27 protein-coding genes are annotated in these 26,362 nt (G+C 37.5%); 21 read left to right on the top strand and 6 right to left on the bottom strand.

Annotated features, from left to right (window positions below):
* Positions 1-38 precede the first annotated feature (38 nt).
* The 3 genes from IGJ46_RS11585 (at position 39) to IGJ46_RS11575 (ending at position 1,438) form a co-directional block, all read left to right on the top strand.
* The gene (locus IGJ46_RS11585) at positions 39-608 is read left to right on the top strand and encodes a TetR/AcrR family transcriptional regulator (RefSeq protein ID WP_002354991.1); all 570 of its coding nucleotides are present in this window, start codon (positions 39-41) and stop codon (positions 606-608) included.
* A 40-nt stretch (positions 609-648) separates the two neighbouring features.
* A complete protein-coding gene (locus tag IGJ46_RS11580) occupies positions 649-1,119 on the top strand; it encodes a low molecular weight protein-tyrosine-phosphatase (protein ID WP_002378799.1) in 471 nt (156 codons plus the stop codon).
* An 88-nt stretch (positions 1,120-1,207) separates the two neighbouring features.
* Entirely contained in the window at positions 1,208-1,438 is a 231-nt protein-coding gene (locus IGJ46_RS11575) for a hypothetical protein (RefSeq protein WP_002383277.1), read from the top strand.
* A gap of 47 nt (positions 1,439-1,485) precedes the next feature.
* Here IGJ46_RS11575 and IGJ46_RS11570 read toward each other — a convergent pair whose 3' ends face one another.
* Positions 1,486-2,220, bottom strand: coding sequence for a class A sortase (locus IGJ46_RS11570; RefSeq protein WP_002354994.1), 735 nt, complete (start codon positions 2,218-2,220; stop codon positions 1,486-1,488).
* 233 nt (positions 2,221-2,453) lie between these two features.
* Here IGJ46_RS11570 and IGJ46_RS11565 point away from each other — a divergent pair, with 233 nt between their 5' ends.
* The 3 genes from IGJ46_RS11565 (at position 2,454) to thiT (ending at position 4,708) form a co-directional block, all read left to right on the top strand.
* Complete coding sequence (locus IGJ46_RS11565; RefSeq protein WP_002354996.1) at positions 2,454-3,239, top strand: hypothetical protein; 786 nt, start codon at positions 2,454-2,456, stop codon at positions 3,237-3,239.
* A 77-nt stretch (positions 3,240-3,316) separates the two neighbouring features.
* Positions 3,317-3,970 carry a PepSY domain-containing protein gene (locus IGJ46_RS11560; protein ID WP_025191775.1) on the top strand — a complete coding sequence of 218 codons (654 nt, stop codon included), beginning with the start codon at positions 3,317-3,319 and terminating at the stop codon, positions 3,968-3,970.
* Positions 3,971-4,132: 162 nt separating this feature from the next.
* Positions 4,133-4,708, top strand: a complete 576-nt coding sequence (gene thiT, locus IGJ46_RS11555; RefSeq protein WP_002354998.1) for an energy-coupled thiamine transporter ThiT — start codon at positions 4,133-4,135, stop codon at positions 4,706-4,708.
* Between the two features lie 119 nt (positions 4,709-4,827).
* Here the strand turns inward: thiT and IGJ46_RS11550 are convergent, their stop codons facing one another.
* Positions 4,828-5,190, bottom strand: a complete 363-nt coding sequence (locus tag IGJ46_RS11550) for a hypothetical protein (protein ID WP_002354999.1) — start codon at positions 5,188-5,190, stop codon at positions 4,828-4,830.
* Between the two features lie 216 nt (positions 5,191-5,406).
* On the opposite strand from IGJ46_RS11550, the gene IGJ46_RS11545 reads away from it, so the two are divergent.
* Complete coding sequence (locus IGJ46_RS11545; protein ID WP_002355000.1) at positions 5,407-6,183, top strand: peptidase C39 family protein; 777 nt, start codon at positions 5,407-5,409, stop codon at positions 6,181-6,183.
* 76 nt (positions 6,184-6,259) lie between these two features.
* On the top strand, positions 6,260-6,811 hold the full coding sequence (locus tag IGJ46_RS11540; RefSeq protein WP_218391291.1) for a DNA-3-methyladenine glycosylase I: 552 nt from the start codon (positions 6,260-6,262) through the stop codon (positions 6,809-6,811).
* 68 nt (positions 6,812-6,879) lie between these two features.
* Here the strand turns inward: IGJ46_RS11540 and IGJ46_RS11535 are convergent, their stop codons facing one another.
* Entirely contained in the window at positions 6,880-7,632 is a 753-nt protein-coding gene (locus IGJ46_RS11535; protein WP_002365331.1) for a MurR/RpiR family transcriptional regulator, read from the bottom strand.
* 144 nt (positions 7,633-7,776) lie between these two features.
* On the opposite strand from IGJ46_RS11535, the gene IGJ46_RS11530 reads away from it, so the two are divergent.
* From IGJ46_RS11530 to IGJ46_RS11500, 7 genes are all read left to right on the top strand, one after another.
* A complete protein-coding gene (locus IGJ46_RS11530) occupies positions 7,777-8,592 on the top strand; it encodes a carbohydrate deacetylase (protein ID WP_002410627.1) in 816 nt (271 codons plus the stop codon).
* Positions 8,593-8,678: 86 nt separating this feature from the next.
* On the top strand, positions 8,679-9,773 hold the full coding sequence (locus tag IGJ46_RS11525) for an acyltransferase family protein (RefSeq protein ID WP_002392675.1): 1,095 nt from the start codon (positions 8,679-8,681) through the stop codon (positions 9,771-9,773).
* Positions 9,774-9,919: 146 nt separating this feature from the next.
* Entirely contained in the window at positions 9,920-10,357 is a 438-nt protein-coding gene (locus tag IGJ46_RS11520) for a PTS sugar transporter subunit IIA (RefSeq protein WP_002355006.1), read from the top strand.
* A 26-nt stretch (positions 10,358-10,383) separates the two neighbouring features.
* Positions 10,384-10,860, top strand: coding sequence for a PTS N-acetylgalactosamine transporter subunit IIB (gene agaV, locus IGJ46_RS11515; protein ID WP_002355007.1), 477 nt, complete (start codon positions 10,384-10,386; stop codon positions 10,858-10,860).
* Between the two features lie 45 nt (positions 10,861-10,905).
* Entirely contained in the window at positions 10,906-12,057 is a 1,152-nt protein-coding gene (gene nagA / locus IGJ46_RS11510) for an N-acetylglucosamine-6-phosphate deacetylase (RefSeq protein WP_002386286.1), read from the top strand.
* A 24-nt stretch (positions 12,058-12,081) separates the two neighbouring features.
* Complete coding sequence (gene agaW, locus IGJ46_RS11505; RefSeq protein WP_002365326.1) at positions 12,082-12,855, top strand: PTS N-acetylgalactosamine transporter subunit IIC; 774 nt, start codon at positions 12,082-12,084, stop codon at positions 12,853-12,855.
* A complete protein-coding gene (locus IGJ46_RS11500; protein WP_002396861.1) occupies positions 12,827-13,663 on the top strand; it encodes a PTS system mannose/fructose/sorbose family transporter subunit IID in 837 nt (278 codons plus the stop codon). Before agaW ends, IGJ46_RS11500 begins: the two co-directional genes overlap by 29 nt.
* A 66-nt stretch (positions 13,664-13,729) precedes the next feature.
* Here IGJ46_RS11500 and IGJ46_RS11495 read toward each other — a convergent pair whose 3' ends face one another.
* Together IGJ46_RS11495 and IGJ46_RS11490 are read right to left on the bottom strand one after the other, a co-directional pair.
* On the bottom strand, positions 13,730-15,385 hold the full coding sequence (locus IGJ46_RS11495; protein WP_002355011.1) for a peptide ABC transporter substrate-binding protein: 1,656 nt from the start codon (positions 15,383-15,385) through the stop codon (positions 13,730-13,732).
* Positions 15,386-15,703: 318 nt separating this feature from the next.
* Positions 15,704-16,045: a PepSY domain-containing protein gene (locus IGJ46_RS11490; protein WP_002355012.1), complete on the bottom strand. Its 342-nt coding sequence runs from the start codon at positions 16,043-16,045 to the stop codon at positions 15,704-15,706.
* Between the two features lie 306 nt (positions 16,046-16,351).
* Here IGJ46_RS11490 and pepA point away from each other — a divergent pair, with 306 nt between their 5' ends.
* The 4 genes from pepA to ytpR all read left to right on the top strand — a co-directional run bounded on the left by pepA (position 16,352) and on the right by ytpR (position 19,188).
* Positions 16,352-17,428 (top strand): glutamyl aminopeptidase, encoded by a 1,077-nt coding sequence (pepA, locus tag IGJ46_RS11485; RefSeq protein ID WP_002355013.1) that lies wholly within the window; start codon positions 16,352-16,354, stop codon positions 17,426-17,428.
* Positions 17,429-17,439: 11 nt separating this feature from the next.
* On the top strand, positions 17,440-17,754 hold the full coding sequence (locus IGJ46_RS11480) for a thioredoxin family protein (protein WP_002355015.1): 315 nt from the start codon (positions 17,440-17,442) through the stop codon (positions 17,752-17,754).
* Positions 17,755-17,901: 147 nt separating this feature from the next.
* Positions 17,902-18,357 carry a universal stress protein gene (locus tag IGJ46_RS11475; RefSeq protein ID WP_002385249.1) on the top strand — a complete coding sequence of 152 codons (456 nt, stop codon included), beginning with the start codon at positions 17,902-17,904 and terminating at the stop codon, positions 18,355-18,357.
* Positions 18,358-18,567: 210 nt separating this feature from the next.
* Positions 18,568-19,188 carry a YtpR family tRNA-binding protein gene (gene ytpR / locus IGJ46_RS11470; protein ID WP_002355018.1) on the top strand — a complete coding sequence of 207 codons (621 nt, stop codon included), beginning with the start codon at positions 18,568-18,570 and terminating at the stop codon, positions 19,186-19,188.
* A gap of 46 nt (positions 19,189-19,234) precedes the next feature.
* On the opposite strand, the gene IGJ46_RS11465 is transcribed toward ytpR, so the two are convergent.
* On the bottom strand, positions 19,235-20,533 hold the full coding sequence (locus IGJ46_RS11465; RefSeq protein ID WP_002368406.1) for a S1C family serine protease: 1,299 nt from the start codon (positions 20,531-20,533) through the stop codon (positions 19,235-19,237).
* Positions 20,534-20,933: 400 nt separating this feature from the next.
* Here IGJ46_RS11465 and rlmH point away from each other — a divergent pair, with 400 nt between their 5' ends.
* Positions 20,934-21,413, top strand: coding sequence for a 23S rRNA (pseudouridine(1915)-N(3))-methyltransferase RlmH (gene rlmH / locus IGJ46_RS11460; RefSeq protein WP_002383290.1), 480 nt, complete (start codon positions 20,934-20,936; stop codon positions 21,411-21,413).
* A gap of 580 nt (positions 21,414-21,993) precedes the next feature.
* Entirely contained in the window at positions 21,994-26,325 is a 4,332-nt protein-coding gene (locus tag IGJ46_RS11455) for a polysaccharide lyase family 8 super-sandwich domain-containing protein (RefSeq protein WP_256356962.1), read from the top strand.
* The last annotated feature ends 37 nt before the right edge of the window (positions 26,326-26,362 follow it).

Here is a 26,362-nt window from a genome sequence, read left to right as displayed (position 1 = left end):
TATAGAGGTATATACATATTAGGAGCGGAGGAATCAGCATGAGCGGAACGCACGATACAAAACAAGCAATCGCTTCAGCTTTAATAGAATTATGTGAACAAAAGGATTTTCGTAAAATAAGTGTCCAAGATATTACCAAAAAAGTGGGCTTGAATCGCCAAACATTTTATTATCACTTTACAGATAAATATGATTTATTACGTTGGATTTATCGTCACGATGCATTGATTTACTTAGAAACAGATATTTGTTTGGAAAACTGGGAGGAACAAGCCCTGAAGTTATTAAAAGCGATTAAAGAGAAGAGCCATTTCTACTATACAACGGTGACCTCAGATTCAGAAGTTCTTCTTAATGTTTTTTCCGCTTCGACCAATCGCTTATTTATTTCATTATTTGAACAAGTCGATGTTGAGAACCATTTAACAGATAAAGACAAACAATTTTATGCGAATTTCTTTTCCTATGGATGTAGCGGCGTCTTAACGAAATGGATTCTTGAGGAATATCCTCAGACTCCTTTGGAAATGGCGACGCAATTATTCCGTTTAGCGAAAGATACAGAATTTATGGCTTATCATTTGTATGAACAAGAAGCCAATGAGTAATGTGTGAAGGATAAAAAGTTTTATGAAGGAGTGAAACGTTGTGGTAACTGTGTTATTTGTTTGTTTGGGCAATATTTGTCGCTCGCCAATGGCAGAAGCGATTTTTCGTCAGAAAGTCCAACAAGCCGGTTTAGAATCGACTATTCAAGTGTTTTCAGCAGCTACTAGCCACTGGGAAGTTGGCAGTCAGCCACATAAGGGAACCAGAAAAATTTTGGAACAACAAGGAATTTCCTATCAAGGAATGCGGGCAACACAAATCCAGCCAAGTGATTTTAAAAAATATGACTATATCATTGGGATGGATGCGAATAATGTGGCAGATTTAAAAGCATTAGCTCCTCAAGAAGAGCAACGGCGGATTCATTTATTTATGGAAGTTGTGGCTGGTAAAGAAACCATGGACGTACCTGATCCTTATTATACTGGTGATTTTGAGGAAACTTACCGCTTAGTGGAAGCAGGTACCTCAGAATGGTTGAAAAAAATAAAAGCACAGCTGAAAGATTAGGACTATAGTCCGATAGTACTTTCTGTTTCCCCTTGGTACAATAGTGTTAACAAATTGTTCAGGGAAAAAGAGACAGGAGGGAAGTAAGATGAACAGTAGTTATTTATCCTATGTTTTTGAATTGAGTTTGTATTATTTATTGTTGATAATGAGTCTGCCGCTAGTGTATGCTGTCACGTATCATTTATCTTTTAGTAGTATGTATACAAGTGAATGGTTAATGATCTCTGTTTTCTTATCTCCGTTAGTTTTATTATTTGCAGGTATTCGTTATGGTTTTGCTCGTTTGAAACAGCAAGAACGCCAAGCGATGAAATAAAGCAAAAAATCCTTGAAAAGTTTTGACACTTTTCAAGGATTTTTTTATTAAGCCACCCAATCGGCTAAGGTTTTTTGCTCCAATTGGAAAGCCTTCAACATATCGTCGTTGGCGTCTTTAATAGGCGTCGTTGCTGCTAATGTTCCTTGAACAGCAATTCGCGTCGTTGCTTGTAAATCGCCACAGGTAATTAAGGTAATCATATTTTGACCAGGAACGTCATCAATTAACTCAACACGGGTTGGTTCGATTTTTTCTACAGAAGTTATTTTGTATGTATAAACAGTAGATAAATCAGTGATATAAATGAGTTCGTCTTTTTTGGTTCTTTCTAAAGGTGAAAATAAGGAAACGCCATCTTCCGTTCGATGACTAGCCAAGGCATAATTGTTTTTCCCCATGACTTGATCTTCTTTCATGGTCCCGGCACCAGTTAATAAAGCGACATTTGACAATCCTTTAAAAATGGGCAAATTAATTTCGACACTTGGTATCGCAATGGCACCAATCACAGGTAAGTTTTTGTTTTCAAATTGGGCTTTCATCACCGCTTCTGTGCTCAAGGACTCAACTGAATCAAAGTCAAACGTTGTTTCACGAGCCATATTTTTCTTCACATCAGCTGGTTTCAACTTGCTAACGGCGTACGAGCGGCTATTTTGTTGAACCACCCAACTGCGTATCTGATTGTTAAAAATTAAGGCCAAGCCAATGATAAATAGTAAAACTAATAAGCTGTTGATTAACCAATTTTTTCCTCTTTTTTTCTCTTTTGGGCGCATATTCTCCCTCCTTTTAATGTATCAAGTTTACCACAATTTATTTGAAAAACCTATTTATTTTCTTTGGGGAATAGGTAAGCTGGCCGGACCTTAATTTAATAAAAAACAACTGAATCGATTGATTTTTCAAAAAAATCCTCATTTTGTAATGGAATTTTAAAGTAAAAGAAACAAGCTTTTCTTTTGAAAATATTGTAAAATGGTAAGGAGGCTAGTAGAGGGGAGATGGGAATTTGCTTGATTTAATTTATGTACATATAGATGTAACCAGCAACGCGGTTTTATCTAAAGGAATTACCCATTCCGATTTTGTTCGTTCAATTGTGCATCATCCACAGAACTTACTATTATTAGATCCTTCTGCCGAAGCTGGCGAATACGATATGCATTCAGGCTTGAAAATTATTCGCGGAGAAGAAAGCGTCAATCGCTATTTTCAATCGCTACAACGTCGTTGGATGACTGAAGAAATTAAATGGATTGACTTTTCCGATGTGACGATGCTAAAAGAGCTAACGCCATTAGAAATTTCGGAACTTCTTTATTTTGGACACATGAAGAATAGTTTGCATTCGCCTTTCTTTTATAAGCTACAAAATGATTTTGTCTTTTTTGAATTTGCAGATCAGATGACGCGTGTCTATTATCGTTATATTGATGAATTTTATCGAATCTTTGCTGATAAAATTACACGTGTTGTTTTAGAGAAAGTGAACCAGAAAAAGGCCTTCTTTAAACGAAATACGCCTGTCGAAAAATTAAGTCCTGAATTACTTAAAAATATGAAAGGTATCTTGCAAGAAGGTGTTATTTTTTGCTTCCAACAAACGGAAGTGGATAAAGAAGAATATCGGATTCCTATTTACTTGGTGGAAGATTCACTTAGCAAGATGAAAAATACCTCTTACCAAAAAGAAGAAATTTTGGCAACGCTTGTCTATAATAGTGAAAAACGCATTTGGCACATTGAACAAGAGAATGATTTCGGTGAAATTTTTATGTTGGCCCATGAAGGCTGAGAGAGCTCTAACTTTATCAACTAAAGTAGGGCTTTTTTTTGTAGCTATGATTTGGATGAGAAATCAAGTATAATAAAATGATAAAAAGGAAAGAAGGTTGTTTAATGAAAAAAATACTCTATGGCTCTATGACTGGCTTGGCACTCTTTTTGGTAGCTGGCTGTACATCCAAAACACCCACAGCTGTTTCATCAACAAATGAACAAAAAGAAACAGTAATATCAACTACTGAAACAAGTTCATCCGTACAACAAGAAGCAACGACGACATCAGAGAAGACAAGTGCGGTAGCTGTCTCTTTAGAAAAAGTAACGACAGCATTTGAGAAAAAATATCCAGAAGCTAAAATAACAAGTCTGCAGTTAGATACAGATTTTGGACGTTATTTTTATGAAATAGAAGGCGTGGATCAGCAAAAAGAATATCAAGTTGAAGTGAACGCAGAAACAGGCGAATTCACAAAAGAAAAAGTCGAAACCTTGGATGCCGATGAACAAAATGGCGTTAAAATGCAAGAAGAGGCACTTGATTTAACAAATATCATTTCCAGAGAACAAGCCACAACCTTGGCTGAAAAAGCAGCGAAAGTCGGCCAGGCAACAGATTGGAAGTTAGAGAAAGAATTAGGAATCACCTATTGGGAAGTGAAAGTGAAAGAGGGCCAACAAAAAATAGAGGTAAAAATCGATGCTCATTCTGGTAAAATTTTGACAACTGAGCGGGACGATTAATGGATAAAAAGTAGCTGGCATGCGTTTGAGTAGGAGTTGATTCCCTTAAATGCTGATCAGCTATTTTTTTGCTTGTTCGACAAACGTGTTTTTCTAAAGTCCCTATGGTAAAATAACGATGTATTAGTGGTTGAGAGCGTCAGAACATAGGAGGAAATTTGTTTGGCTAGAAAAATGGATTTACGTATTTGGGTAGAAGGAACAGTCGTCGCAGCAATGGCAATGGCCCTCTCTTTTTTACCGATTGAATTTGCCAATAGTGGCTTGGACCTATCGTTGGGAATGGTCCCATTAGTTCTTTATTCGTTTCGTCGTGGGTTGCTTCCTGGAGTTGCAGCAGGCTTTGTTTGGGGCATGTTAAATATTATTCTCGGTACAGCCATGAAAAATTTCTTGTCCGTTCCGCAGATTATTTTTGAATATCCCTTTGCTTTTGCGTTTGGAGGAATGGGTGGCGTATTCGCTAGAAAAATTCAACTGTATTTTCAAGCGAATCGTTTAAAATCAGCCATTCGTACGATTATTTTAGGAAGTGTTGTCGCAGTCTTCGCCCGCTGGTTTTGGCATTTTTGGGCGGGTGTATTGGTTTGGGGCATGTATGCACCAGAAGGAATGAGCCCATATCTCTATTCCTTTGTTCTAAACGGTACAAGTACCGTCGTCAATTGTTTATATGTAAGTCTAGTTCTAGGCTTATTGGCAAAAGTAGCACCGCAATTATTTGTTCCTAAGAAATAAGTTGAGTCCTAAGTCAGAAGTTTCATGGGATTTTGACTAAAGTCATAAATAAAAGAAACCACCAACCTGCAATCGCCAGGGTTGGTGGTTTCCATTTATTTTATAAAGACTTCAATATTCTAGTGAATTTGACGTTGGTGACGATTAGCTAACGTGCTGACTTTCATGACAGAAGCAACAGGAATCATGCGCAACTGTTGTTCATCCGTTTGTAAACGAACGACGATATTGTCCGAAATATTTTTTGAGACAATCCAGCCGATCACCGTTTCGAATTTATGCGCTGTAGGGACTTCTTTCAATTGTAAGACCACTAAGGATTTTTGGGCGGCAGCGACTTGGAGCTCTTGTAAAAGCGCACTGCGTTCCTTTTCTTTATTCTTTTGATCTTGAGAATCTTCTAAAAATGCCGAAAAGAAATGTTGGGAAGAGAGCGTAATCAGTTTAGAAATGCTCTTGATGGTAGCTTTATGTTGATCCATTCTTCTGCCTCCTTTACGAATAAAATAGAATAAAACTCAAATGACTAATTACCTGTATTTTACCTAATTTTGTGATAAAATTCAAGAAAATATGTTCGCCTTCAATAATTATGAGAATTTACCAACGTTTCTGTTTTTCGAAAAAGAAAGTAGTATAATGTGTGAGCATATAAGAAATACATAAGATTATCGGATGTAGTCAATAGATAGAAAAGGATGAATAGTATGTCAAAAAAACCATCAGGTTACCAAAAAAAAGTTCTCACGGTGTTGTTGGTATCGTTTGGCTTTGGCGGGTTGTTAGCGCAGTTTTCGCCGATGAAATCAGGTGGGTTTTCAAGTTGGTTTGATGATTCATATGTCAAAGCTAGTGCTGAATCAAGTAAAACAAAAGAACCAGCACCAGTTAAAATTGAGAAAAAAGTCAAACCTTTAAGCTATGGACAACAGGTCAATCAAGAAATTGAAAAGAAGCAATATAATGGACATCTGGATTTGCCGTTAGAATTGCAGACAGATGCTAAATGGAAAGACACCGCATACGGATTTGGCAATGTAGATAAGCCGAATACAATCGAAATTAATGGCTGTGCGATTGTGTCGCTTGCAATGGTTGGTTCATACATGGATCACCAAGAAGTTACTCCTCTAGATGTGTTAGCTTGGGCAAAAAATGACTTCTTTATGGAAGGACAAGGGACGGCGTGGTCTATTTTTAGTGCATATGCTGAAATGAAAGGCTATAACTGTCAAGAAATTGGGGATATTGAAACAGTGGCAGCTTTCTTGAAGGAAGGTCATCCAGTCATTATTTCTGTAAAACCGGGCTATTTCACTACAACTGGTCACATTATGGTGATGAGTGGTGTGGATGAAAAAGGCGATTTCTGGATTAATGATCCAAACGATTCAGAAGAAAAGGGCCATTCAAAACGGACATTTACAGCCGAAGAAGTGATGAATGAAGCGTTAAACTTCTGGGCATTTTATTAGGAATAAGAAAAGGTGTGGAACAACAGGCAGTACCCTTTGTTCGCATCTTTTTTAGCAAATAAAAGGAGGCAGGACAATGGAGCGATGTACTTGGGTAACGGATACAACTGAAGAGATGCAAGCCTATCATGATGATGAATGGGGACGTCCAGTTCATGAAGAGCAACAGTTATTTGAGTTATTGACCTTGGAAAGTATGCAAGCAGGCTTAAGCTGGGCGATTATTTTGAATAAACGAGAAACGCTCAGAGCAGCTTATGATGCGTTTGATTATCGGAAAATTGCGCAATATGATGAGAAAAAAATTTTAGCTTTACTAGCAAATCCTGGTGTGATTCGTCATCGTTTAAAAATTCAAGCGACCATCACGAATGCGCAAGTTTTTCAAGAAGTTCAGGCAGAATTTGGGTCCTTTGATCGCTACCTCTGGAACTTTGTCGATCAGCAACCAATCGTTAATCACTGGCAGCACCCAGAAGAGGTTCCAGCCTCCACGGAATTATCGCAACAGATTAGTCGAGCGTTAAAAAAACGAGGATTTAAATTTTTAGGTGCCACGACAGTCTATTCCTTTTTACAGGCGGCGGGATTGGTGAATGATCATTTAGAAACGTGTCAGTATAAATAAGTATAGAAGAATTAAAAAGGAAGGAACTAGCAAAATGAATGGCTAGTTCCTTCCTTTTTTTGCAGTGATTATGGACACTCATTTAACATCGTTGAAACAGTTTTCGCCAACTTTTCTATTAAGAATAGTGCAGGTAGTTGGGACGTTACGTCTGCAATGGAACTTTTCTCGGTTGTTATATAGTAGGGGATCGTGACTGTTGAAAGTTGAGCAATCGTGCTTTTTTCACTATTTGTAATAGCAATTACATCAATCCCCATTTCGATAAAATAATCAATATTTTGCCGAACTTTTTGTGTTTCACCCGAAACTGATAAGGCGATAACACCCACTTTTTTAGCCGTTTCTTCGGATAATTTGCTAACGGGATGGGAAAAAAGGTGGGATACAGAAGCAGATAAATTGTAGATACTGGAAAAATAAATTTCACCAAATTCAGCTAGGACTTTGGACGTTCCTTCGCCAATAAAAAGAACAAATTCTTTTTTTGCCAGCAATTCCGCAGCTTGAACAATCCGTCCTTCTAATAATTCTTCTGATGAGCGTTGTAAAAAATGAATCAGCATTGTTTCATCTAAAGATTTTGGTTGGGCTGTTTTTTTTCGTTCGCTTAGATAATTCTTCAATTTAAATTTAAAATCTGTATAGCCTTCACACTCGAATTTTTGACAAAAACGCCAGATTGCCGTTTTACTGAAATGAATTTCATCTGCTAATTCTCGAATTGTCATATAAGGAACTTTTTCAATATTGTGGCTAATATACTTGTAAATCTCTAATTCTGTTGGATTTAATTGTGGATCATAGGTTAAAAACAGCATGCTGATCCCTCCTGTCATTTGTGAACGTAATGTCCTTTTTTAGGGACATGGTCTTATTTGTAGATTATAGCACTCAATCAGAAAACTAGCTATAAAAAAAGGCGCTACTTAGCTACAATCAATTAGAGAAACAACTAAAAATTCATGAAACAGAAGAGAGAGTGGGGAAAAATGAGCAATAAAAAATTAATTATCAACGCTGATGATTTTGGTTACACGCCAGCGGTAACGCAAGGAATCATTGAAGCACACAAACGTGGCGTGGTTACTTCAACAACTGCATTACCAACTTCTCCTTATTTTTTAGAGGCCATGGAGAGTGCTCGAATCAGTGCACCGACTTTAGCTATCGGTGTCCATTTAACATTGACATTGAACCAAGCAAAACCTATTTTACCTCGAGAAATGGTTCCTTCCTTAGTAGATGAAGCTGGTTATTTTTGGCATCAATCGATTTTTGAAGAAAAAGTCAATTTAGAAGAGGTTTATAACGAATGGGATGCTCAAATTATTTCATTTATGAAAAGTGGTAGACACCCTGATCATATTGATTCTCATCATAACGTTCATGGAAAAAATGAAAAGTTATTAGGTGTGGCTTTGGCACTTGCTCGCAAATATCAATTACCTTTACGTAACGCTTCAAGAAGTATTGAAACAAAAGACTATTTAGAGTTATATCAGGATGTTCGCACGCCAGATGAAATGTTGTACCAATTTTATGACAAGGCGATTTCAACTGAAACCATCTTGCAATTGCTTGATATGGTTGTTTGTAGTGAAGGAGAGGTCTTTGAAATCAATTGTCATCCTGCGTTTATCGATACTATTTTACAAAAGCAATCAGGGTATTGTATGCCTCGCATTCGTGAAGTGGAAATATTAACGTCCCAAGAAGTCAAAGAAGCGATTGAAGAACGCGGCATCTTGTTAGCCAATTATGAATCGCTAGCAATGTAAATCAAAGAAGCGTGAATAGCGTGTGAGTAAGTTCTTAATCCGAGCGCTTACTTACACGCTAAATTATTGAAAGAAAGAGGACGTACATGAGTAAAGAACAACCAATAAATCTGAATATCAGCGATTTTTTAAAAGTTTTCGCTGTAGCATCAGTTATTTTACAAACGGTTTTATCATATGTGTTGACACATTCTCCGCAAACGGAAGCAATGAATTCAATCGGTAGTTTTTACCGAATGTCTAAATATTCGGCACCCATGTTTATTTTTGCAATTATTTACAACATGGTGTTAAAGAGTCAAGCTGAATCGTATCTTGAATTTTTAAAGGAAAAATTTTATGAATTGGTGCTTCCGTATGTGGTCTGGTCCAGTCTCTATCTATACGCTTTTCCTAGTTTACAACAACGAATGCCCTATGAAACGCCCCTAGGATTTCTAGGAAAAGTTCTCAGTGGTGATGGCGCGGCACATCTATGGTATGCCGTAATGATGTTGCAATTCCAATTATTTATGCCGTATTTTATTTGGTTGGCAACAAGAATTACAAAAAACAAAAAAGTGATTTTACCAATTGTCTTTTTTACAATCGGTGCGCATATCCTTTGGTGCTTCTGGTACCAGAAAATGATTTTTCCATATGCAGAAACTTCTCTTTGGTACTTAATAGATCGTTCAGGGCTTAGTTATCTCATTTATGGTATTTTCGGGGTCATCGCAGCGAAGTATCAGGGGGGAATTTTTACTTTCTTGAAAAAGACGAGAGTGGTGCTATTTCTGTTGTTTCTTTTTATTTTTTGGCAGGCAGTCCAAGGGAATTTATTTGATGGAACACAGATGACACCGAACGATCTACCTTATTTGGATCCTCTTCAAAGTGCCTATAGTTTACTGATTATCGGGTTGGTTTTTTATTTGGGAACACAAGGAATAGCCAAAAAGATTCGTCTTTTACCAATGGTTAAATGGATAGCCACTTATGCGTATCGTAGTTATTTAGCGAATGTTTTTGTTTTTCAATTGGTCTTGAAACTGGTCCATCCGTTTTTAACCAATCAACCAGTCAGCTTGGTTATTCTTGTGTTGTATATGGGTACATTTGTTGGCTCGTTTGGGTTAACGGTTGTAATCGAGCATTTTTTCAAAAGCATATTTAAGTTGGGACGCCTTGTATCTGTATAGGGACATGTTCTTAAATAGAAATCATCGTCCAAAATCATGGGAAAGCATACTCAATTGTTACAAGAATTGTTACACTCTTTGAGGAATAAGTTCTGCTTATCCAATTAAATAGTAAGCTCAGTAAATAGTTAGGGGAGAAAGAATAAATGATAGGTCTTATTTTAACGGGACATGGGGTATTTTCAACTGGAATGCATCAATCAGTTAGTATGATTGCAGGAGAACAACCAAATATTCAGGCGGTCCCTTTTTTCAATGATACAGGGCTTGATGTATTAGAGTCAAACATCCGTAAAGCCGTTGACTCTATGCTGGAGACGTGTCCAGCAGTGGTCATTTTAACTGACCTTTTAGGTGGCACACCATTTAGAATTTCAATGACTGTCGCAAGTAATTATCCAAATGTCGAAGTGTTAGCAGGAACAAATTTACCGATGGTTCTTGAAGGGCTTGCCTTACGCACAATCAGCACGAACGTAGAAGATTTTGTTTCAATGGTCACAGATTCAGCCAGAGACGGAATTGTTCATAAAAAACTAGAACAACCACAAGCAAATACTCAAGAAGAAGCAGACGGAATTTAACCAATTAGAAAAGAGGAGGAAGCACTATGCCGAATATTTTATTAACAAGAATTGATAATCGCTTGATTCATGGTCAAGTCGCAACACAATGGAACGGTTCTTTAGGCGCCAACTTAATTTTAGTCGCAAATGATGCAATTTCTGAGGATACAATGCGCCAACAATTGTTAAACATGGCGGCCCCTGCAGAAGTACAAACCCGTTTTTTTTCCATTAAGAAAACGATTGAGGTCATTCATAAAGCCTCAGAAAGACAAAAGATTTTTCTGTTAGTTGATAATCCTGTTGATGCATTGCGCTTGGTAGAAGGTGGTGTGCCAATTGAAAAATTAAACATTGGTAATATGCATATGGAAGAAGGCAAAAAACAAGTAGCTACCGCTGTTGCCGTTAATAAAACAGATGTAGACGCCTTTAAAAAGCTACAAGAATTAGGTGTTAAACTTTCGATTCAACGTGTACCGTCAACACCAGAAGAAAGTTTAGATGCATTATTTTCATAAAAAAGTAATGTTGGACAATAATTTTGAAGAGAAGAAGTGGGAAGAATGATTATTCAAAGTAAAAACGTATGGATTAACGAACAATTTCAACCAGCTCAAGTTGAAGTGTCAGAACAACGAATTGTTGCAATTCTACCGTACAATGAAAAAGCTGTCGACAAAGAATACGGAGAAAAGCGCATTCTTCCAGGATTTATTGATATTCATGATCATGGTTGGCATGGTGGGGATGCCAATCATGCCAATCATGAATTTATCAAAGAGTGGCAAGCTTACCTTCCAGAAGAAGGGATTACAGCTTTTTTACCAACAACGTCAACAACATTTCCAAAAGACTTGGAACATTCATTTGAAGTGATTGGTTCATTTATTGAGGAAGACCAAGGAACCAACGGAGCACAAATCTTAGGGATTCATGCGGAAGGACCAATGATTTCTGAAGAATTTCGTGGCTCTCATAATCCAGAGTTATTAGTAAAACCATCCGTTGAGACATTTAAAAAATGGCAAGAGTTAGCAAAAGGGCACATAAAATTAATGACGTTGGCACCAGAAAATGATGTAGAGAATGCCTTGACTACATATTGTCATGAACATGATGTAGTCATTTCAATTGGCCATACGGCTGCAACCTATGAACAAGCAATGGCAGCTGTCGAAGCAGGTGCAAAAAGTTTTACCCATACGTTTAATGGAATGGAAGATATCAGTCACCGGAAACCAACCGCAGTAGTTGCTGCTTTGGATAGTGAAGAAACGTTTGCTGAAATTATTGCTGATGGGGTACATGTTGATTATTCATTAGTACGTGTGTTAGCCAAACTAAAAGGCAAGGACTATTTAATTGCTGTGACAGATTCTATCTGGGCCAAAGGGTGTCAACCAGGCGTTTATCCAAAACCAGAAAAAGGGATCGAAATGGTTATTGATGAACAAAATGTGGTCCGTTTAGCCAATGGCAAGTTAGCTGGAAGTACGAACCATTTAAATAATATGGTTCGCAACCTTGTTGAAAAAGCATTACTTCCAGAAGTGATTGCTATTAATTCAGTCACGAAAAATCCAGCTCGTTTGTTGAATGTGAACGAATCTATGGGAGAAATCAAACTAGGGCTTTTAGGTAATTTTACAATTATTGATGAGAAATACGAAGTGCTAGAAACCTTAGTAAATGGTGAAACAGTTTATAAAAAGTAGACGAAGTCTAATAGGAGGAAAAAAATGTTAGTACAGGCAATTTTGGTAGGAATTTGGGCTGGGATAGCAGGGGTTGATAAGCTTGTCTTACAGACACATATTCATCGTCCGATTGTTACAGGGCTGATTGTTGGTTTAATATTGGGAGATGTCAACACAGGGTTAATCACTGGAGCAACGCTAGAGTTAGTTTGGATTGGTGCAGTAGCAATCGGCGGTGCGCAACCACCCAACGTAGTAATTGGGGGAGTTATTGGAACAGCGTTAGCAATTATCACAAAATCTGACCCACAAGTGACCGTAGGTTTGGCTGTTCCTTTCGCAGTTGCAGCGCAAGCGTTAATTACCTTGTTATATACAGCGATGTCACCAATTATGCATAAATTTGATGCTTATGCAAAAAAAGCAGATACAAGAGGCATCGAAAGAATGTCTAGTTTTTTACCAATCGTTTTATTCATTTGTTATTTTTTTGTAGTGTTTTTATGTATTTTCTTTGGTGCTGATAAAGCATCTAGTTTCATTTCTATTCTACCCGAATGGAGTATTCATGGCTTGAGCGTTGCAGGTGGTATGATGCCAGCAGTAGGTTTCGCCATGTTATTAAAAACGATGTGGGAAACATCCTACGTACCGTTCTTTATTTTTGGGTTTGTTATGGCTGCCTATTTAGGGTTAGATACATTAGCGGTTGCAGGTTTAGCTGTCGCAATTGCTTTATATGAATTTTACGCACAAAGAAATAATACAGTCACTGCATCAAATAATAATGGAGGGTTTGAAGAAGATGGCATCTGAAGAAACATATAATGATACGATATCCGAAAAAGTAATAACAAAAAAAGAGTTAAAAAAAATAATGTTCCGTTCGTATCTGCTACAATCTTCATTTAATTATGAAAGAATGCAAGCAGGCGGCTGGACCTACTCATTAATTCCAGGATTGAAAAAGATTCATCGTGATAAAGAAGACTTAGCTCTTTCTTTGGAAAATCATTTACAATTTATGAACACGAATCCACAATTGGTGACGTTCATGCATGGTGTGATTATTGCAATGGAAGAGTCAAAAGAATCACCAAAATCCATTCAAGCGATTAAAACAGCGTTGATGGGCCCGTTAGGCGGAATTGGGGATGCGTTATTTTATTTAACCGTTTTGCCGATTGCAGCAGCGATTGGTTCACAACTATCATTAGAAGGCAATATCTTAGGACCAATTGTTTTCTTGTTGTTATTTAATATTCCGTATATGGCTGCCAAAATTGGGTTAATTAATCTAGGTTATAAAATGGGCGTCAAAGCAATTTCAGTTTTAAGCGAAAGTACTAAAAAATTATCTCGTTCAGCAACAATTGTAGGAATTTCCGTGGTGGGCGCGTTGATTCCGAAGAGTGTACAATTAACGACAACTTTTGTTTTTCGCTTGAAAGACACTAAGTTAGACCTTCAAACACAATTGTTTGATACAATCATGCCCAATTTATTACCGTTAGTGTTTACGCTGTTTTGTTTTATTATGTTGAAAAAAGGACGCACGCCGATTGCTTTAATTATTTTTACTGTGATTTTTGGGTTGTTAGGTTCTTTAATCGGGATTATATAAAAAAGATTTGGAACAATAGCCAAAATCGCTATTGTTCCAAATCTTTTTCTAAATTTAATCGAGTGATTATTCTTTATACGCCCACTTGAAGTCGTATTTAGCACCTGTTGGATGATAAATAATTTCTTTCACGTTTGGTGCACGTAAGTGTGATTCTGCTTTTTGGTAAATTGGCACAACACCCATATCAGCAATTACTGTTTTTTCAGCGTTGATTAGATCTTCCCAGCGTTTTTCAGGATCGTTAACATCTGTGGTTTTGGACGCAGCAATGAATTTATCGTATTCAGGATTGCTGTAACGTCCACGGTTATTAGAAGTTGAGCTTTCTAATAAATCTAAGAAGTTAATTGGGTCTGAATAGTCGGCACTCCAACCACGAACAGCGATTTGGAAATCCCCTTTTAAGGTACGATCTAAGCGAACAGCCATAGGGACAGGCGTCACAGTTACTTTTAAGCCTTCCAAAGTATCAGATAGTGATCCTTGAAGATATTCGCCCATTTTTTTAGCGCCTTCAGAGTCGTCTACCATTAAATCAACCGTTAAGTTGGAAACACCAAGTTCTTGTTTCGCTTTGTTCCAGTATTCCACAGCTTTTTTCTTGTCGTATTTGACTAATTTGTCGCTGCCGGCTTCTTTAACAAAGTCTTCACCCGTTTTTGGTGATTTCGCGACATCCACAGGAACGAAGCCTTGTGAAGGAAGAGAGCCATTAGCTAAAATATTTTTAGCTAATGAATCGCGATCGATGGCATAAGACATAGCACGACGTAAGTTTGCATTAGTCAATGGTGATTTTTCATCTGCTTGATTCATTTCTAAATAGAAAGAAGAAGCGGCTTTTAATTGGACCAAGTCAGGCGAGTTTTGCATTTGTTGGGCCAGTTCGCCAGATAAATACGTATCATCCACTTCACCAGTTTCATAAAGATTTAAGGCAGTTGGGGCTTCTTTCACCACGTTGATAGCGACTTTATCTAACTTGACAGTCTCTTTGTCCCAATATTCTTCATTTTTAGTTAGAGACCATTTAGTATCTGTTCCGGGACCATCAAACTCAGTTAGCGTAAACGGACCATTGTAGACTGCTTTATCGCTACTCTTTGTATAATCTTTACCAAAACGTTCAACGATATCTTGACGTTGCGGCAAGAAAGAAGGGAAAGCCAATAAATCGTCAAAATATGGTGTTGCTGTTTCTAGAGTGATTTCTAATTCATGATCATTGATTGCTTTAATGCCCAATTCTTCTTTAGGTAGTTCCCCTTTAGAAATTTTTTCAGCATTTTTTACTGGTTCAAACATGTAGGCATATTCTGAAGCAGTGGCAGGGTCCACTGTTCGTTGCCAACCATAAACGTAATCTGCAGCAGTAACTGGTTTGCCATCAGACCATTTTGATTCTTCACGTAATTTAACTTTGTAAACTAAACCGTCTTCTGAAACAGTCGCTTTTTCGGCTGCACCAGCAGGCGCGGGTTTGTTGTCTTTATCTAAACGATAGATTCCTTCGTAGACATTATTTAAAGTGGTAAAACTCACTTCATCTGTCGCAAGGGACGGATCGGCACTAGGCATTTCTTGGGATTCAACCATTGTGTATACTTGGTTGTCGCTGCCGCCGTTGCTTGCTCCTTTATCGTCACTGCCACCGCCGCAGGCCGCTAAAGCTAAGCTTGATAATACAAGTAATGAAGTAAATAAAACAGATTTCTTCATTTGACACGCTCCTTTTCATTTTTAGCAATACTCTCAGTATAATGTAAAAATGAAAAGGAGAAATTAAAAAATCGTTAGAAATGATTATTCTTTTATCAATTTTTAAAAAATGTCTAATCTTTTTTATGAAAAAAGTGGACAAACGTTGATAAGTAAAGATTTGAGGTGATTTCCATGCAGAAAACATTCGATTTTTGAGTATTTATTCATCATTGATTTGATTTTTTTGACATAAAATAAACATCCCTTTTACAAAAAACAAATGAGAAGAAAAAAAGATTGTTACAAAAGCAAATAAGTGCTTTTGTAACAATCTTTTTAATCTTTTAATCGTTGGATGTCAATGACAGTTCCTGTGTAGGCATCTGCAGTGAATTCGTATTGAACAATGCCGTCGTCTTCAATGCGGCAAATTCCTCCAGTATATGTTTTGGAGTGGATGGCGAATTTCCGCAAGGGCTTTTTCTCAAACTCAATCCACGAACCTTCAATCGGTCCTTCTTTTAAAAAAGCAGCTTTTACATTTTCTAAGACGAGATCAGCGGAGATTGTTTTTTTCTTATGGTAGAACAAGGTTGAGGCAATGCCGCCTACTAAACCAAGACCAACGCCTAGCGCTAAGCCGCCTTTAAAGTATGTCAACTCATTTTCTTCGTTCATTTGTATGACCTCCCTTGGTCGGTTTCTGCTTACTATTACTTTTGTCAGTATCACTCTTATTTTACCATAGAGAAGGGGCCGCTGAGAAATAAAAAAAGTTTTTCAATCATTCTTTTAGGGCATTCTCATTGTCACGTTTAAAAAGAGAAAGCGATGTGCATTTTCTAGTATTTGCGTTATAATAAGAGTGAAATCATATGAAAGGAGTACCTATTTTTATCGACAGGATAAAGTGACTTTTTAGAGAAAAAGTGACGCTTGGTTGGCGTAATTTCCAACAAATCAAAAGCAATAGGACATACATCTATGGAAGAAAAAACATTTCAACGAATCAAGGAATTAACTGAATTACAAGGAACCAGCGGATTTGAAGACGATATTCGCGCGTACATGAAAGAACATATCACCCCGTTAGTGGACGATGTTCAATATGATGGTTTAGGTGGTATTTTTGGGATTAAACGTTCAAAAGTGGAAGCAGCGCCACGCGTAATGGTAGCAGCTCACATGGACGAAGTTGGCTTCATGTTAACTCAAATTAACGATAATGGTTTATTCCAAGTGGTTCCTTTAGGTGGCTGGAATCCCTATGTTGTTTCAGCACAACGTTTTACGTTAAAAACAAGTAAAGGGAACTATCCATGTATTTCTTCATCTATTCCGCCACACTTGTTGCGTGGTACGAGTGGTCAAAAACAATTAGAAGTCTCTGATGTGTTATTTGATGCAGGATTCTCTTCAAAAGAAGAAGCTGAAAGCTTTGGCGTTCGTCCAGGGGATTCCATTGTTCCACAAACAGAAACGATTAAAACAGCCAATGGCAAAAATATTATCAGTAAATCATGGGATAACCGCTATGGTTGTACGTTGGTATTAGATGCATTGGAAACGTTACAAAATGAAGAATTAGGCCACACATTAATTGCTGGAGCAAACGTACAAGAAGAAGTTGGTTTACGTGGTTCTAAACCATCTGTTCATAAATTTAATCCAGATATCTTCTTTGCGGTGGATTGTTCAGCGGCAGATGATATTCACACGAAAAAAGGGACGTATGGTCATTTAGGTGAAGGAACGTTATTACGGATTTTCGACCCAGGTTTGATCACATTGCCTCGCTTACGTGAATATTTATTAGATACAGCAGCGACACACAATATTCCGTATCAATATTTTGTTTCTAAAGGCGGAACGGATGCTGGGGCAGCGCACACAACTAATAATGGTGTACCAAGTACAGTCATCGGCGTTTGTGGTCGTTACATCCATACGCATCAAACAATGTTTAGTATTGCGGATTATGAAGCAGCGCGGGAAATGTTGTTACAAGCATTACGTGGCTTGGATAAATCAACAGTTAATACAATTGTTTACGGAAAGTAGAGGATGTTTAAATGATTTATCCCAATTCATTAGAAGAACTAGCAACTTATGTTGAAAAAGGTAAAAATGTTTTCTTCTTTACTGCTGATTGGTGCGGAGACTGTCGTTTCATTAAACCAGTCATGCCTGAAATTGAAGAAGCATTTCCAGCGTTTCAATTTATCGAAGTTGACCGTGATCAGTTTATTGACGTGGCTGCCGAGTGGAATATTTTTGGTATTCCGAGTTTTGTCGTAATTGAAAACGGTCAAGAGTTAGGACGCTTAGTAAACAAAGACCGAAAAACAAAAGAAGAAATCAGTGCATTTTTAACTAGCTTAGGCTAATTTTCATGAACCAGAGGAACCATTAAATTAAGAGAGAATCAGCTGGACAAAAGGGCGTTCTGCGTAAGGGTCCTAAATTCATTTTTGACTCTAGTTTCTTAGTCAAAGAAGCCTTTTAAATCAGCCTCCATCGGGAAGGTGACGAAAATGGAAGAACAAATGTATAAAAATATTCTTGTCGGCGTAGACGGTAGTGATCAAGCCAATTTAGCTTATGAACGTGCAATTGAGGTTGCTCGTCGAAACGGAAGCCGAGTCATTGTTGCAAATATTTTAGAAAATCAAGTGTATACAATGATGGGGTATTCGACGTTAAATGATCAATTAATTGATCAAGAAACAGCCGCTGCGGAAGAATTAATGGCCGATTGTAAAAAGTATGCTGAAAGCGTTGATTTTCATAATGTTGAAACAGTTACCATGTTTGGTTCACCCAAAGAAGTCATGAGTCATGAATTACCTGAAAAATACAATGTTGATTTAATTATGGTGGGACAATCAGGATTAAACGCAGTCGAACGTGTGGTCATGGGAAGCGTCAGTAGCTACATTATTCGTCAAGCCCCTTGCGATGTCTTAATTGTTCACTCTGAAGAAAAATAAGTAAAAAAAGTTATTGATTGAATAGAGAGTTGACCCTACGTTTCTTTTGTTTTTTCAAAGGATCAGCGGCTTGTCACTCAAAATTGAGGACTTGGAGAATAAGTCGTAGCGACATATTTTCCAAGTCTTTTAGTTTTTCGACAAAAAAGTATGCACAAGGGGTCAATTTTTGATAAGATAAGACAGGAAAACGACAGAGGAGGAACAGAAATGATTTTTGCATATAACAAAGAACACGTTGGCGATGTCTTACTTGTCATCGTTGCGGACGATCAAGGGGCGGAAAACCAAGTAAAACGTGTCGGCGATGTGGCACGTGTAAGTTTAGTTGAGGCGCCAGAAACAGTGGTAGCTTGGAATATTTTCAATGCTTCAGCGCTTCTAGGTGACATTAATGGCACCGGCCAAGTGACTTTAACCGACGAACAAATTGAAAAAGTCAATACAGCGATTAAAGATGCGGGATTTTCAGAAATACTTGAAAAAGACGACACCCCTAAAATTGTGGTCGGCTTTGTCAAATCATGTAAAAAACACCCAGATTCAGATCATTTATCTATCACACAAACAGAAGTAGACAACGGCGAAATCTTACAAATTGTTTGTGGCGCACCGAACATCAAAGCAGGACAAAAAGTAGTTGTGGCCAAACCAGGCGCAATGATGCCTGATGGTTTAATGATTTGGCCAGGGGTTTTACGTGGTGAAGAAAGTTTTGGAATGATTTGTTCAGCAAAAGAATTACGTTTACCAAATGCACCTGCTAAAAAAGGAATCTTAGAATTGCCTTTTGATGCAGAAGTTGGTTCTGCATTTGCGGTAGGAGAATAAAAGAAAGAAACGACCTGTTGTTCAGACAACAGGTCGTTTCTTTCTTTTATTGATTGCTGCGATTATTTTGTTGTGTTAAAGCTGATTTATCAATGGTTAAATCGATGGTTGCTTTCATTTCTTTAGAACCACGATAATAAGTCACTTCCATTTTGTCGCCAACTTTTTTCTTGTAAAGCGCGCTTTGTAAATCTGTAGTAGAGCTTACGTCTTGGCCGTCAACTTTCGTGATAACATCGTATTTTTCCAATCCAGCTTTTTCAGCAGGGGTCGCTGCTTCAACACCACGAACCACTACGCCAGTTTTTACAGAAGCTGGAATTTTTAAAATTTGTTCTTGTTGTTGTGAAGAGATACCTGTTAAATCAGACATCGTAATCCCGAGAGCTGGCCGCGTCACTTTACCATCTTTTTCTAATTGGTTGATAATGTTGACTACGTCATTACTTGGAATGGCAAAGCCCATCCCTTCAACGCTCACTTGACTAGTTGATTGCACAATTTTTACTGAGTTAATTCCAATGACTTGTCCTTCAATATTGATTAGTGGACCACCAGAGTTTCCTGGATTAATGGCAGCATCGGTTTGAATGGCATTAATATTGATGGTTTCACCAGACTCGTTTTTATTGGTAATATTTCTATTCACAGAAGAGATGATTCCTTGTGTGACAGAGTTAGCATAATCAGAGCCTAGAGGGGAACCAATTGCAATAGCAGGCTCACCGACTGTGATTTTACTAGAATTTCCAAACTCAGCGACTTGATCAACTTTGTCGGAAGAAATTTTAATCACGGCTAAATCCGTGTAAGCATCGGTTCCGACTAATTCGCCTTTCACTTTGGTACCATCAGATAAAACAACTTCCAATCCTTGCGCTTTATCTACGACGTGGTTATTTGTCACGACATAAGCCGTTTTACCATCTTTCTTATAAATAACCCCACTACCTTCACTGGCTGCTTCTAAATCGTTACCATTGTTGCCGGAAGAGTCTTGAGTACCTTCATTCCCACCGAACAATCCCCCAAAAGGATCATCTGCCGAAGAATTGTTGCTAGCACTTTGCATATTAATGACAGAAACCACAGAATTTTGAACTTTTTTCACGGCTTTTGTGACATCGCTAGACACATTGTAACTTACATTGCTGACTTTTGTGTCGCCGTGATTAGTGGACGTCGTCGTCGCCGCATTATTTCCGCCGTTGGGTGTGGGAATAATCCCAGAATAAGCGCCTCCTAGAATAAGGGCGCCACCAAGTAAGCCGCCAGCTAAACCAATCCCAAATTTTTGCAATAAACTTTTTTTATCTGAATTAGGTGTAACATCTTTTCGTTGCATAAAATAACCTCCCAATAAGTGCATCTGAATTTTCTATATTAAGTATATCTGTTTCCTACTCCTTTAGTCTATCGAATAGCTTTGAATTTTTTATGAACAACTTAGGGAAAAATTACAGAAAAAATACGAATGAAAAAGTTATACACAGAAAAATGTGAACAAATCGGGAATAACTCTGTGTACAGTTTTCAGAAAAGTTATCCACAGAATGTGGATAATGTGGACAAATCAGTGGCGAATATGTGTTTGTATTGAAAAAGCTGTTAAATAAAGTAATTTTTTAGTTTGTTCTGTGGATAACTCTGTGTATATGTGTATAAGTATGTGGAAACGTTGTGGAAAGTAGCCAAACTTCGTGCTAAAATAAGAAAGAAGAGAAAACGAGAAAGTAGTGGAATAGGTGAAAATTAAACTAGTAACAGTCGGAAAACTGAAAGAAAAATACCTGATTCAAGGCATTAATGAATATCTGAAACGTTTAAATAGCTATGCCAAGATGGAAATCATTGAAGTACCAGATGAAAAAGCCCCAGAAAAACTCAGTGACGCTGAAATGCTTCAAGTCAAAGAAAAAGAAGGCCAACGTATTTTGGGGAAAATTAATGACAACGAATACGTCTTTGTTTTAGCCATTAAGGGCAAACAATTATCTAGTGAAGAATTTTCAAAAGAAATTGAACAATTAGGGATTAGTGGCAAAAGTAATCTAACCTTTGTCATTGGTGGCTCCTTAGGTCTCAGTGATTCAGTCCTTCAGCGAAGTAACCAACAAATTTCTTTTGGCCGCTTAACTTATCCACATCAGTTAATGCGTTTGGTATTAGTTGAACAAATTTATCGTGGTTTTCGGATTATGAAAGGGGAACCGTATCATAAATAGGAAGTAGGCTGGTTGCTCAGTAAGTTCTATGAATCAAGTCATTGCTTGAAAAACATATGAAGTAAAATATCTTTAGTCTGTTTGTTTGATAGAAAATAAAAAAATTCAATCAAACTGGATTGAGAGAAACGTTACCGTTCAAACAATAAATAAAAATGAGAGGAATGGCAAAAAACAATGGTCATTCCTCTCGTTTTTTTTAAAATTGTCCGATTGTTGTGCCTCAGAAACAGGTTCAGCACCCATGATTATTATTTTAAAATGAGAAAAAATTAAGGGATTATCATAAAAATCAATATTTTTAACGTGAAAAGTTGAATAAGCTCTTTAATGAAGAAAACGCTATTGACAGTAACCAAAAATTACCTTAAAGTGAAAGCGTAAACATGTATAATATTTCATGTGACTAGGGAAAACTAGGCATGAAAAGTCTGTCTGAAGTAATTACTTTAGGTTGTCTTTTCATGCCTAATTTTTATATAGAATACTTAGTAGAGGAGGAAGTTGATTAAATTATCAGAAAAAAGTGTTTGGAAAAGTCGGATTGGTTGCTTAAAAATAGAAAGATATGGGGAAAAATATGATAAAAAAAATAATAGTCGTTGTTGCTTTCATGCTTACAGGCTTCTCGCTAACTGCGATGAGTGCATCTGCAGAAGAAATAACTGATTTATTTTTACAAAAAGAAGTGACATATTCTGGTGTGGAAGGAGGAAAAATTGGAGAGAATTGGAAATACCCTCAATTTGTTGGCGAAAAAGCTGTCGATGGCGATGAAACAACACGCTGGTCCGCTGATAAGCAAGATGAACAATGGTTAATTGTTGATTTGGGTGAAGTAAAAAACATTGGCGAACTCGTTTTACAGTTGCATGCAGAAAGTCCTGTGTATGAAATCTTAGTTTCAACAGATGGTGAAAGCTATCAATCTATCTTTAAAGAAGAGAATGGGAAAGGTGGCCAACCTACTAAAAAATATATTGATGGCAATAATGTACAAGCACGTTTTGTAAAATATCAGCAGATGAAAATGTGGCAACACACAAATAAGCAATTTTACAGTTCAAGTATTATTTCGTTTGAAGCATATGAAAAAAAACGACTGCCAGAAGCGATTAAACTTTTAACAGAGAACCTGACTATTAGTGAAAAAAGAAAGCAACAGCTAGCCTTTGAAGTGTCACCAGCTGGAGTAGATATCACAGAGGATCAGATTGAGTGGTCAAGTAGTGATCCTACTATTGTGACGGTTGACCAAACGGGTAATTTAACAGCAGTTAAGAGTGGTGAAGCGAAAGTAACAGTCAAAATTAAAGGAACAGAAATTAGTGATACAATTCCTGTGACTGTTGTAGCAGAAAATAAACAATATGCGGAAATGCGAGCAAAATGGAAAATGCGATTGTTAGGTACAACGCAGTATGATAACGATGCAGATGTGCAACAGTATCGTGCCCAGATTGCTACGGAGAGTTTAGCATTGTGGCAAACGCTTAATCAAGCAGCAGATCGTGGGTATCTGTGGGAACGAAAACCATCGGATACAGTGTCTGCTGATTACACGACTCAATTTACCAATATTAAAAAATTAGCGTTAGGCTACTATGAACCATCAAGTGAGCTTTTTGAAAAACCGGAAGTTTATGATGCGATTGTTAAAGGCATTGAATTTATGATTGATACAAAAAAATACAATGGAACGTATTACACAGGTAACTGGTGGGATTGGCAAATTGGTTCCGCGCAGCCGCTAACAGATACATTGATTTTATTACATGATGACCTATTGAATACAGATGCAGAAAAATTAAATAAATTTACTGCTCCGCTGATGCTGTATGCAAAAGATCCAAACATACAATGGCCAATTTATCGTGCAACAGGAGCTAACTTAACAGATATTTCAATCACCGTTTTAGGTACTGGACTTTTGTTAGAAGATAATCAACGCCTAGTACAAGTACAAGAAGCTGTTCCGTCCGTTTTAAAAAGTGTTTCCTCTGGTGATGGCTTATATCCTGATGGTTCCTTGATTCAACATGGTTATTTTCCGTACAACGGCAGTTACGGGAATGAGTTGCTAAAAGGGTTTGGACGAATTCAGACTATTTTACAAGGTTCCGACTGGGAGATGAATGACCCTAACATTAGTAATTTATTTAATGTTGTTGATAAAGGTTACTTACAATTGATGGTAAATGGAAAAATGCCATCGATGGTTTCTGGTAGAAGTATTTCCAGAGCGCCAGAAACGAATCCTTTTACTACAGAGTTTGAATCGGGTAAAGAAACAATAGCTAATTTAACCTTAATTGCAAAATTTGCACCAGAAAATTTAAGAAATGACATTTATACATCTATCCAAACGTGGCTTCAACAAAGTGGGTCATACTATCATTTCTTTAAAAAACCAAGAGATTTTGAAGCGTTAATTGACTTGAAAAATGTGGTGAATAGTGCGTCACCTGCCCAAGCGACACCAATGCAATCTTTAAATGTATATGGTTCGATGGATCGAGTCCTACAGAAAAATAACGAATATGCGGTGGGTATCAGTATGTATTCACAACGTGTCGGAAACTATGAATTTGGGAATACGGAAAATAAAAAAGGCTGGCATACAGCAGACGGCATGCTTTATTTATACAATCAAGACTTTGCTCAGTTTGATGAAGGATACTGGGCAACGATCGATCCATATCGATTACCAGGAACGACAGTTGACACAAGAGAATTGGTAAATGGTGCTTATACAGGGAAACGCAGTCCCCAGTCATGGGTAGGTGGCTCAAATAATGGACAGGTTGCCTCTATAGGAATGTTTTTAGATAAAAGTAATGAAGGAATGAACTTAGTTGCTAAAAAATCTTGGTTCTTATTAGATGGTCAAATCATTAATTTGGGAAGTGGCATTACTGGTACGACAGATGCTTCGATTGAAACAATCCTCGATAATCGGATGATTCATCCACAGGAAGTGAAGCTTAACCAAGGTTCAGACAAAGATAATTCTTGGATTAGTTTAAGCGCAGCGAATCCATTGAATAACATTGGCTATGTTTTTCCTAATTCAATGAATACGCTTGATGTTCAAATAGAAGAACGCTCTGGTCGCTACGGAGATATTAACGAATACTTTGTTAATGATAAAACCTATACAAATACATTTGCTAAAATTAGTAAAAATTATGGCAAGACTGTTGAAAATGGTACTTACGAATATTTAACAGTGGTTGGGAAAACGAATGAAGAAATCGCAGCTCTTTCTAAAAACAAAGGCTATACTGTTCTAGAAAATACAGCAAACTTACAAGCCATTGAAGCAGGTAATTATGTCATGATGAATACATGGAATAATGACCAAGAAATTGCAGGACTGTATGCGTATGATCCAATGTCGGTTATTTCAGAAAAAATTGATAACGGTGTTTATCGCTTAACTCTTGCGAATCCTTTACAAAATAATGCATCCGTTTCTATTGAATTTGATAAGGGCATTCTTGAAGTAGTCGCAGCGGACCCAGAAATTTCTGTTGACCAAAATATTATCACTTTAAATAGTGCGGGGTTAAATGGCAGCTCGCGTTCAATCACAGTTAAAACAACTCCTGAAGTAACGAAAGAAGCGTTAGAAAAATTAATTCAGGAACAAAAAGAACACCAAGAAAAAGATTACACCGCAAGCAGCTGGAAAGTCTACAGCGAAGCATTGAAACAAGCACAAACTGTGGTAGATCAAGCAACAGCAACGCAAGCAGAAGTAGACCAAGCAGAAGCAAAACTACGCTCGGCAGTGAAGCAATTGGTAAAAGTACCAACCAAAGAAGTAGATAAAACCAACTTGTTGAAAATCATCAAAGAAAACGAGAAACACCAAGAAAAAGACTACACCGCAAGTAGCTGGAAAGCCTACAGCGAAGCACTGAAACAAGCGCAAACTGTGGCAGATCAAACAACAGCGACACAAGCAGAAGTAGACCAAGCAGAAACAGAGTTACGTTCGGCAGTGAAGCAATTGGTAAAAGTGCCAACTAAAGAAGTAGATAAAACCAACTTGTTGAAAATCATCAAAGAAAACGAGAAACACCAAGAAAAAGACTACACCGCAAGCAGCTGGAAAGTCTACAGCGAAGCATTGAAACAAGCACAAACTGTGGTAGATCAAGCAACAGCAACGCAAGCAGAAGTAGACCAAGCAGAAGCAAAACTACGCTCGGCAGTGAAGCAATTGGTAAAAGTGCCAACTAAAGAAGTAGATAAAACCAACTTGTTGAAAATCATCAAAGAAAACGAGAAACACCAAGAAAAAGACTACACCGCAAGCAGCTGGAAAGTCTACAGCGAAGCATTGAAACAAGCACAAACTGTGGCAGATCAAACAACAGCGACACAAGCAGAAGTAGACCAAGCAGAAGCAAAACTACGTTCGGCGGTGAAGCAATTGGTAAAAGTGCCAACTAAAGAAGTAGATAAAACCAACTTGTTGAAAATCATCAAAGAAAACGAGAAACACCAAGAAAAAGACTACACCGCAAGTAGCTGGAAAGCCTACAGCGAAGCATTGAAGCAAGCACAAACTGTGGCAGATCAAACAACAGCAACGCAAGCAGAAGTAGACCAAGCAGAAGCAGAACTACGTTCGGCAGTGAAGCAATTAACATTGAAAAATAGTGGGGAAAATAAAAAGGAGCAAAAAAATGGGGGGAATAATGGACACTTAAATACTAGTACAGGAGTTGATCAAACTGGTACGAAACAAGTTAAGCCATCAAGCCAAGGTGGTTTCAGAAAAGCTAGCCAATTTTTACCGAGCACAGGAGAAAAGAAATCGATCGCGCTTGTGATTATTGGTCTTCTAGTTATCGCCAGTGGGTGTCTTTTAGTTTTTCGTAAAAGTAAATCGAAGAAGTAAAAAATTACGGATTCACTAAAAACATAATAAAAAAGCA

It is taken from the genome of Enterococcus sp. AZ120, assembly GCF_050546165.1.
Classification (GTDB): domain Bacteria; phylum Bacillota; class Bacilli; order Lactobacillales; family Enterococcaceae; genus Enterococcus; species Enterococcus faecalis.
Note: the sequence above shows the minus strand (reverse complement) of the source record. Positions and strands in the feature narration are given on the sequence as shown.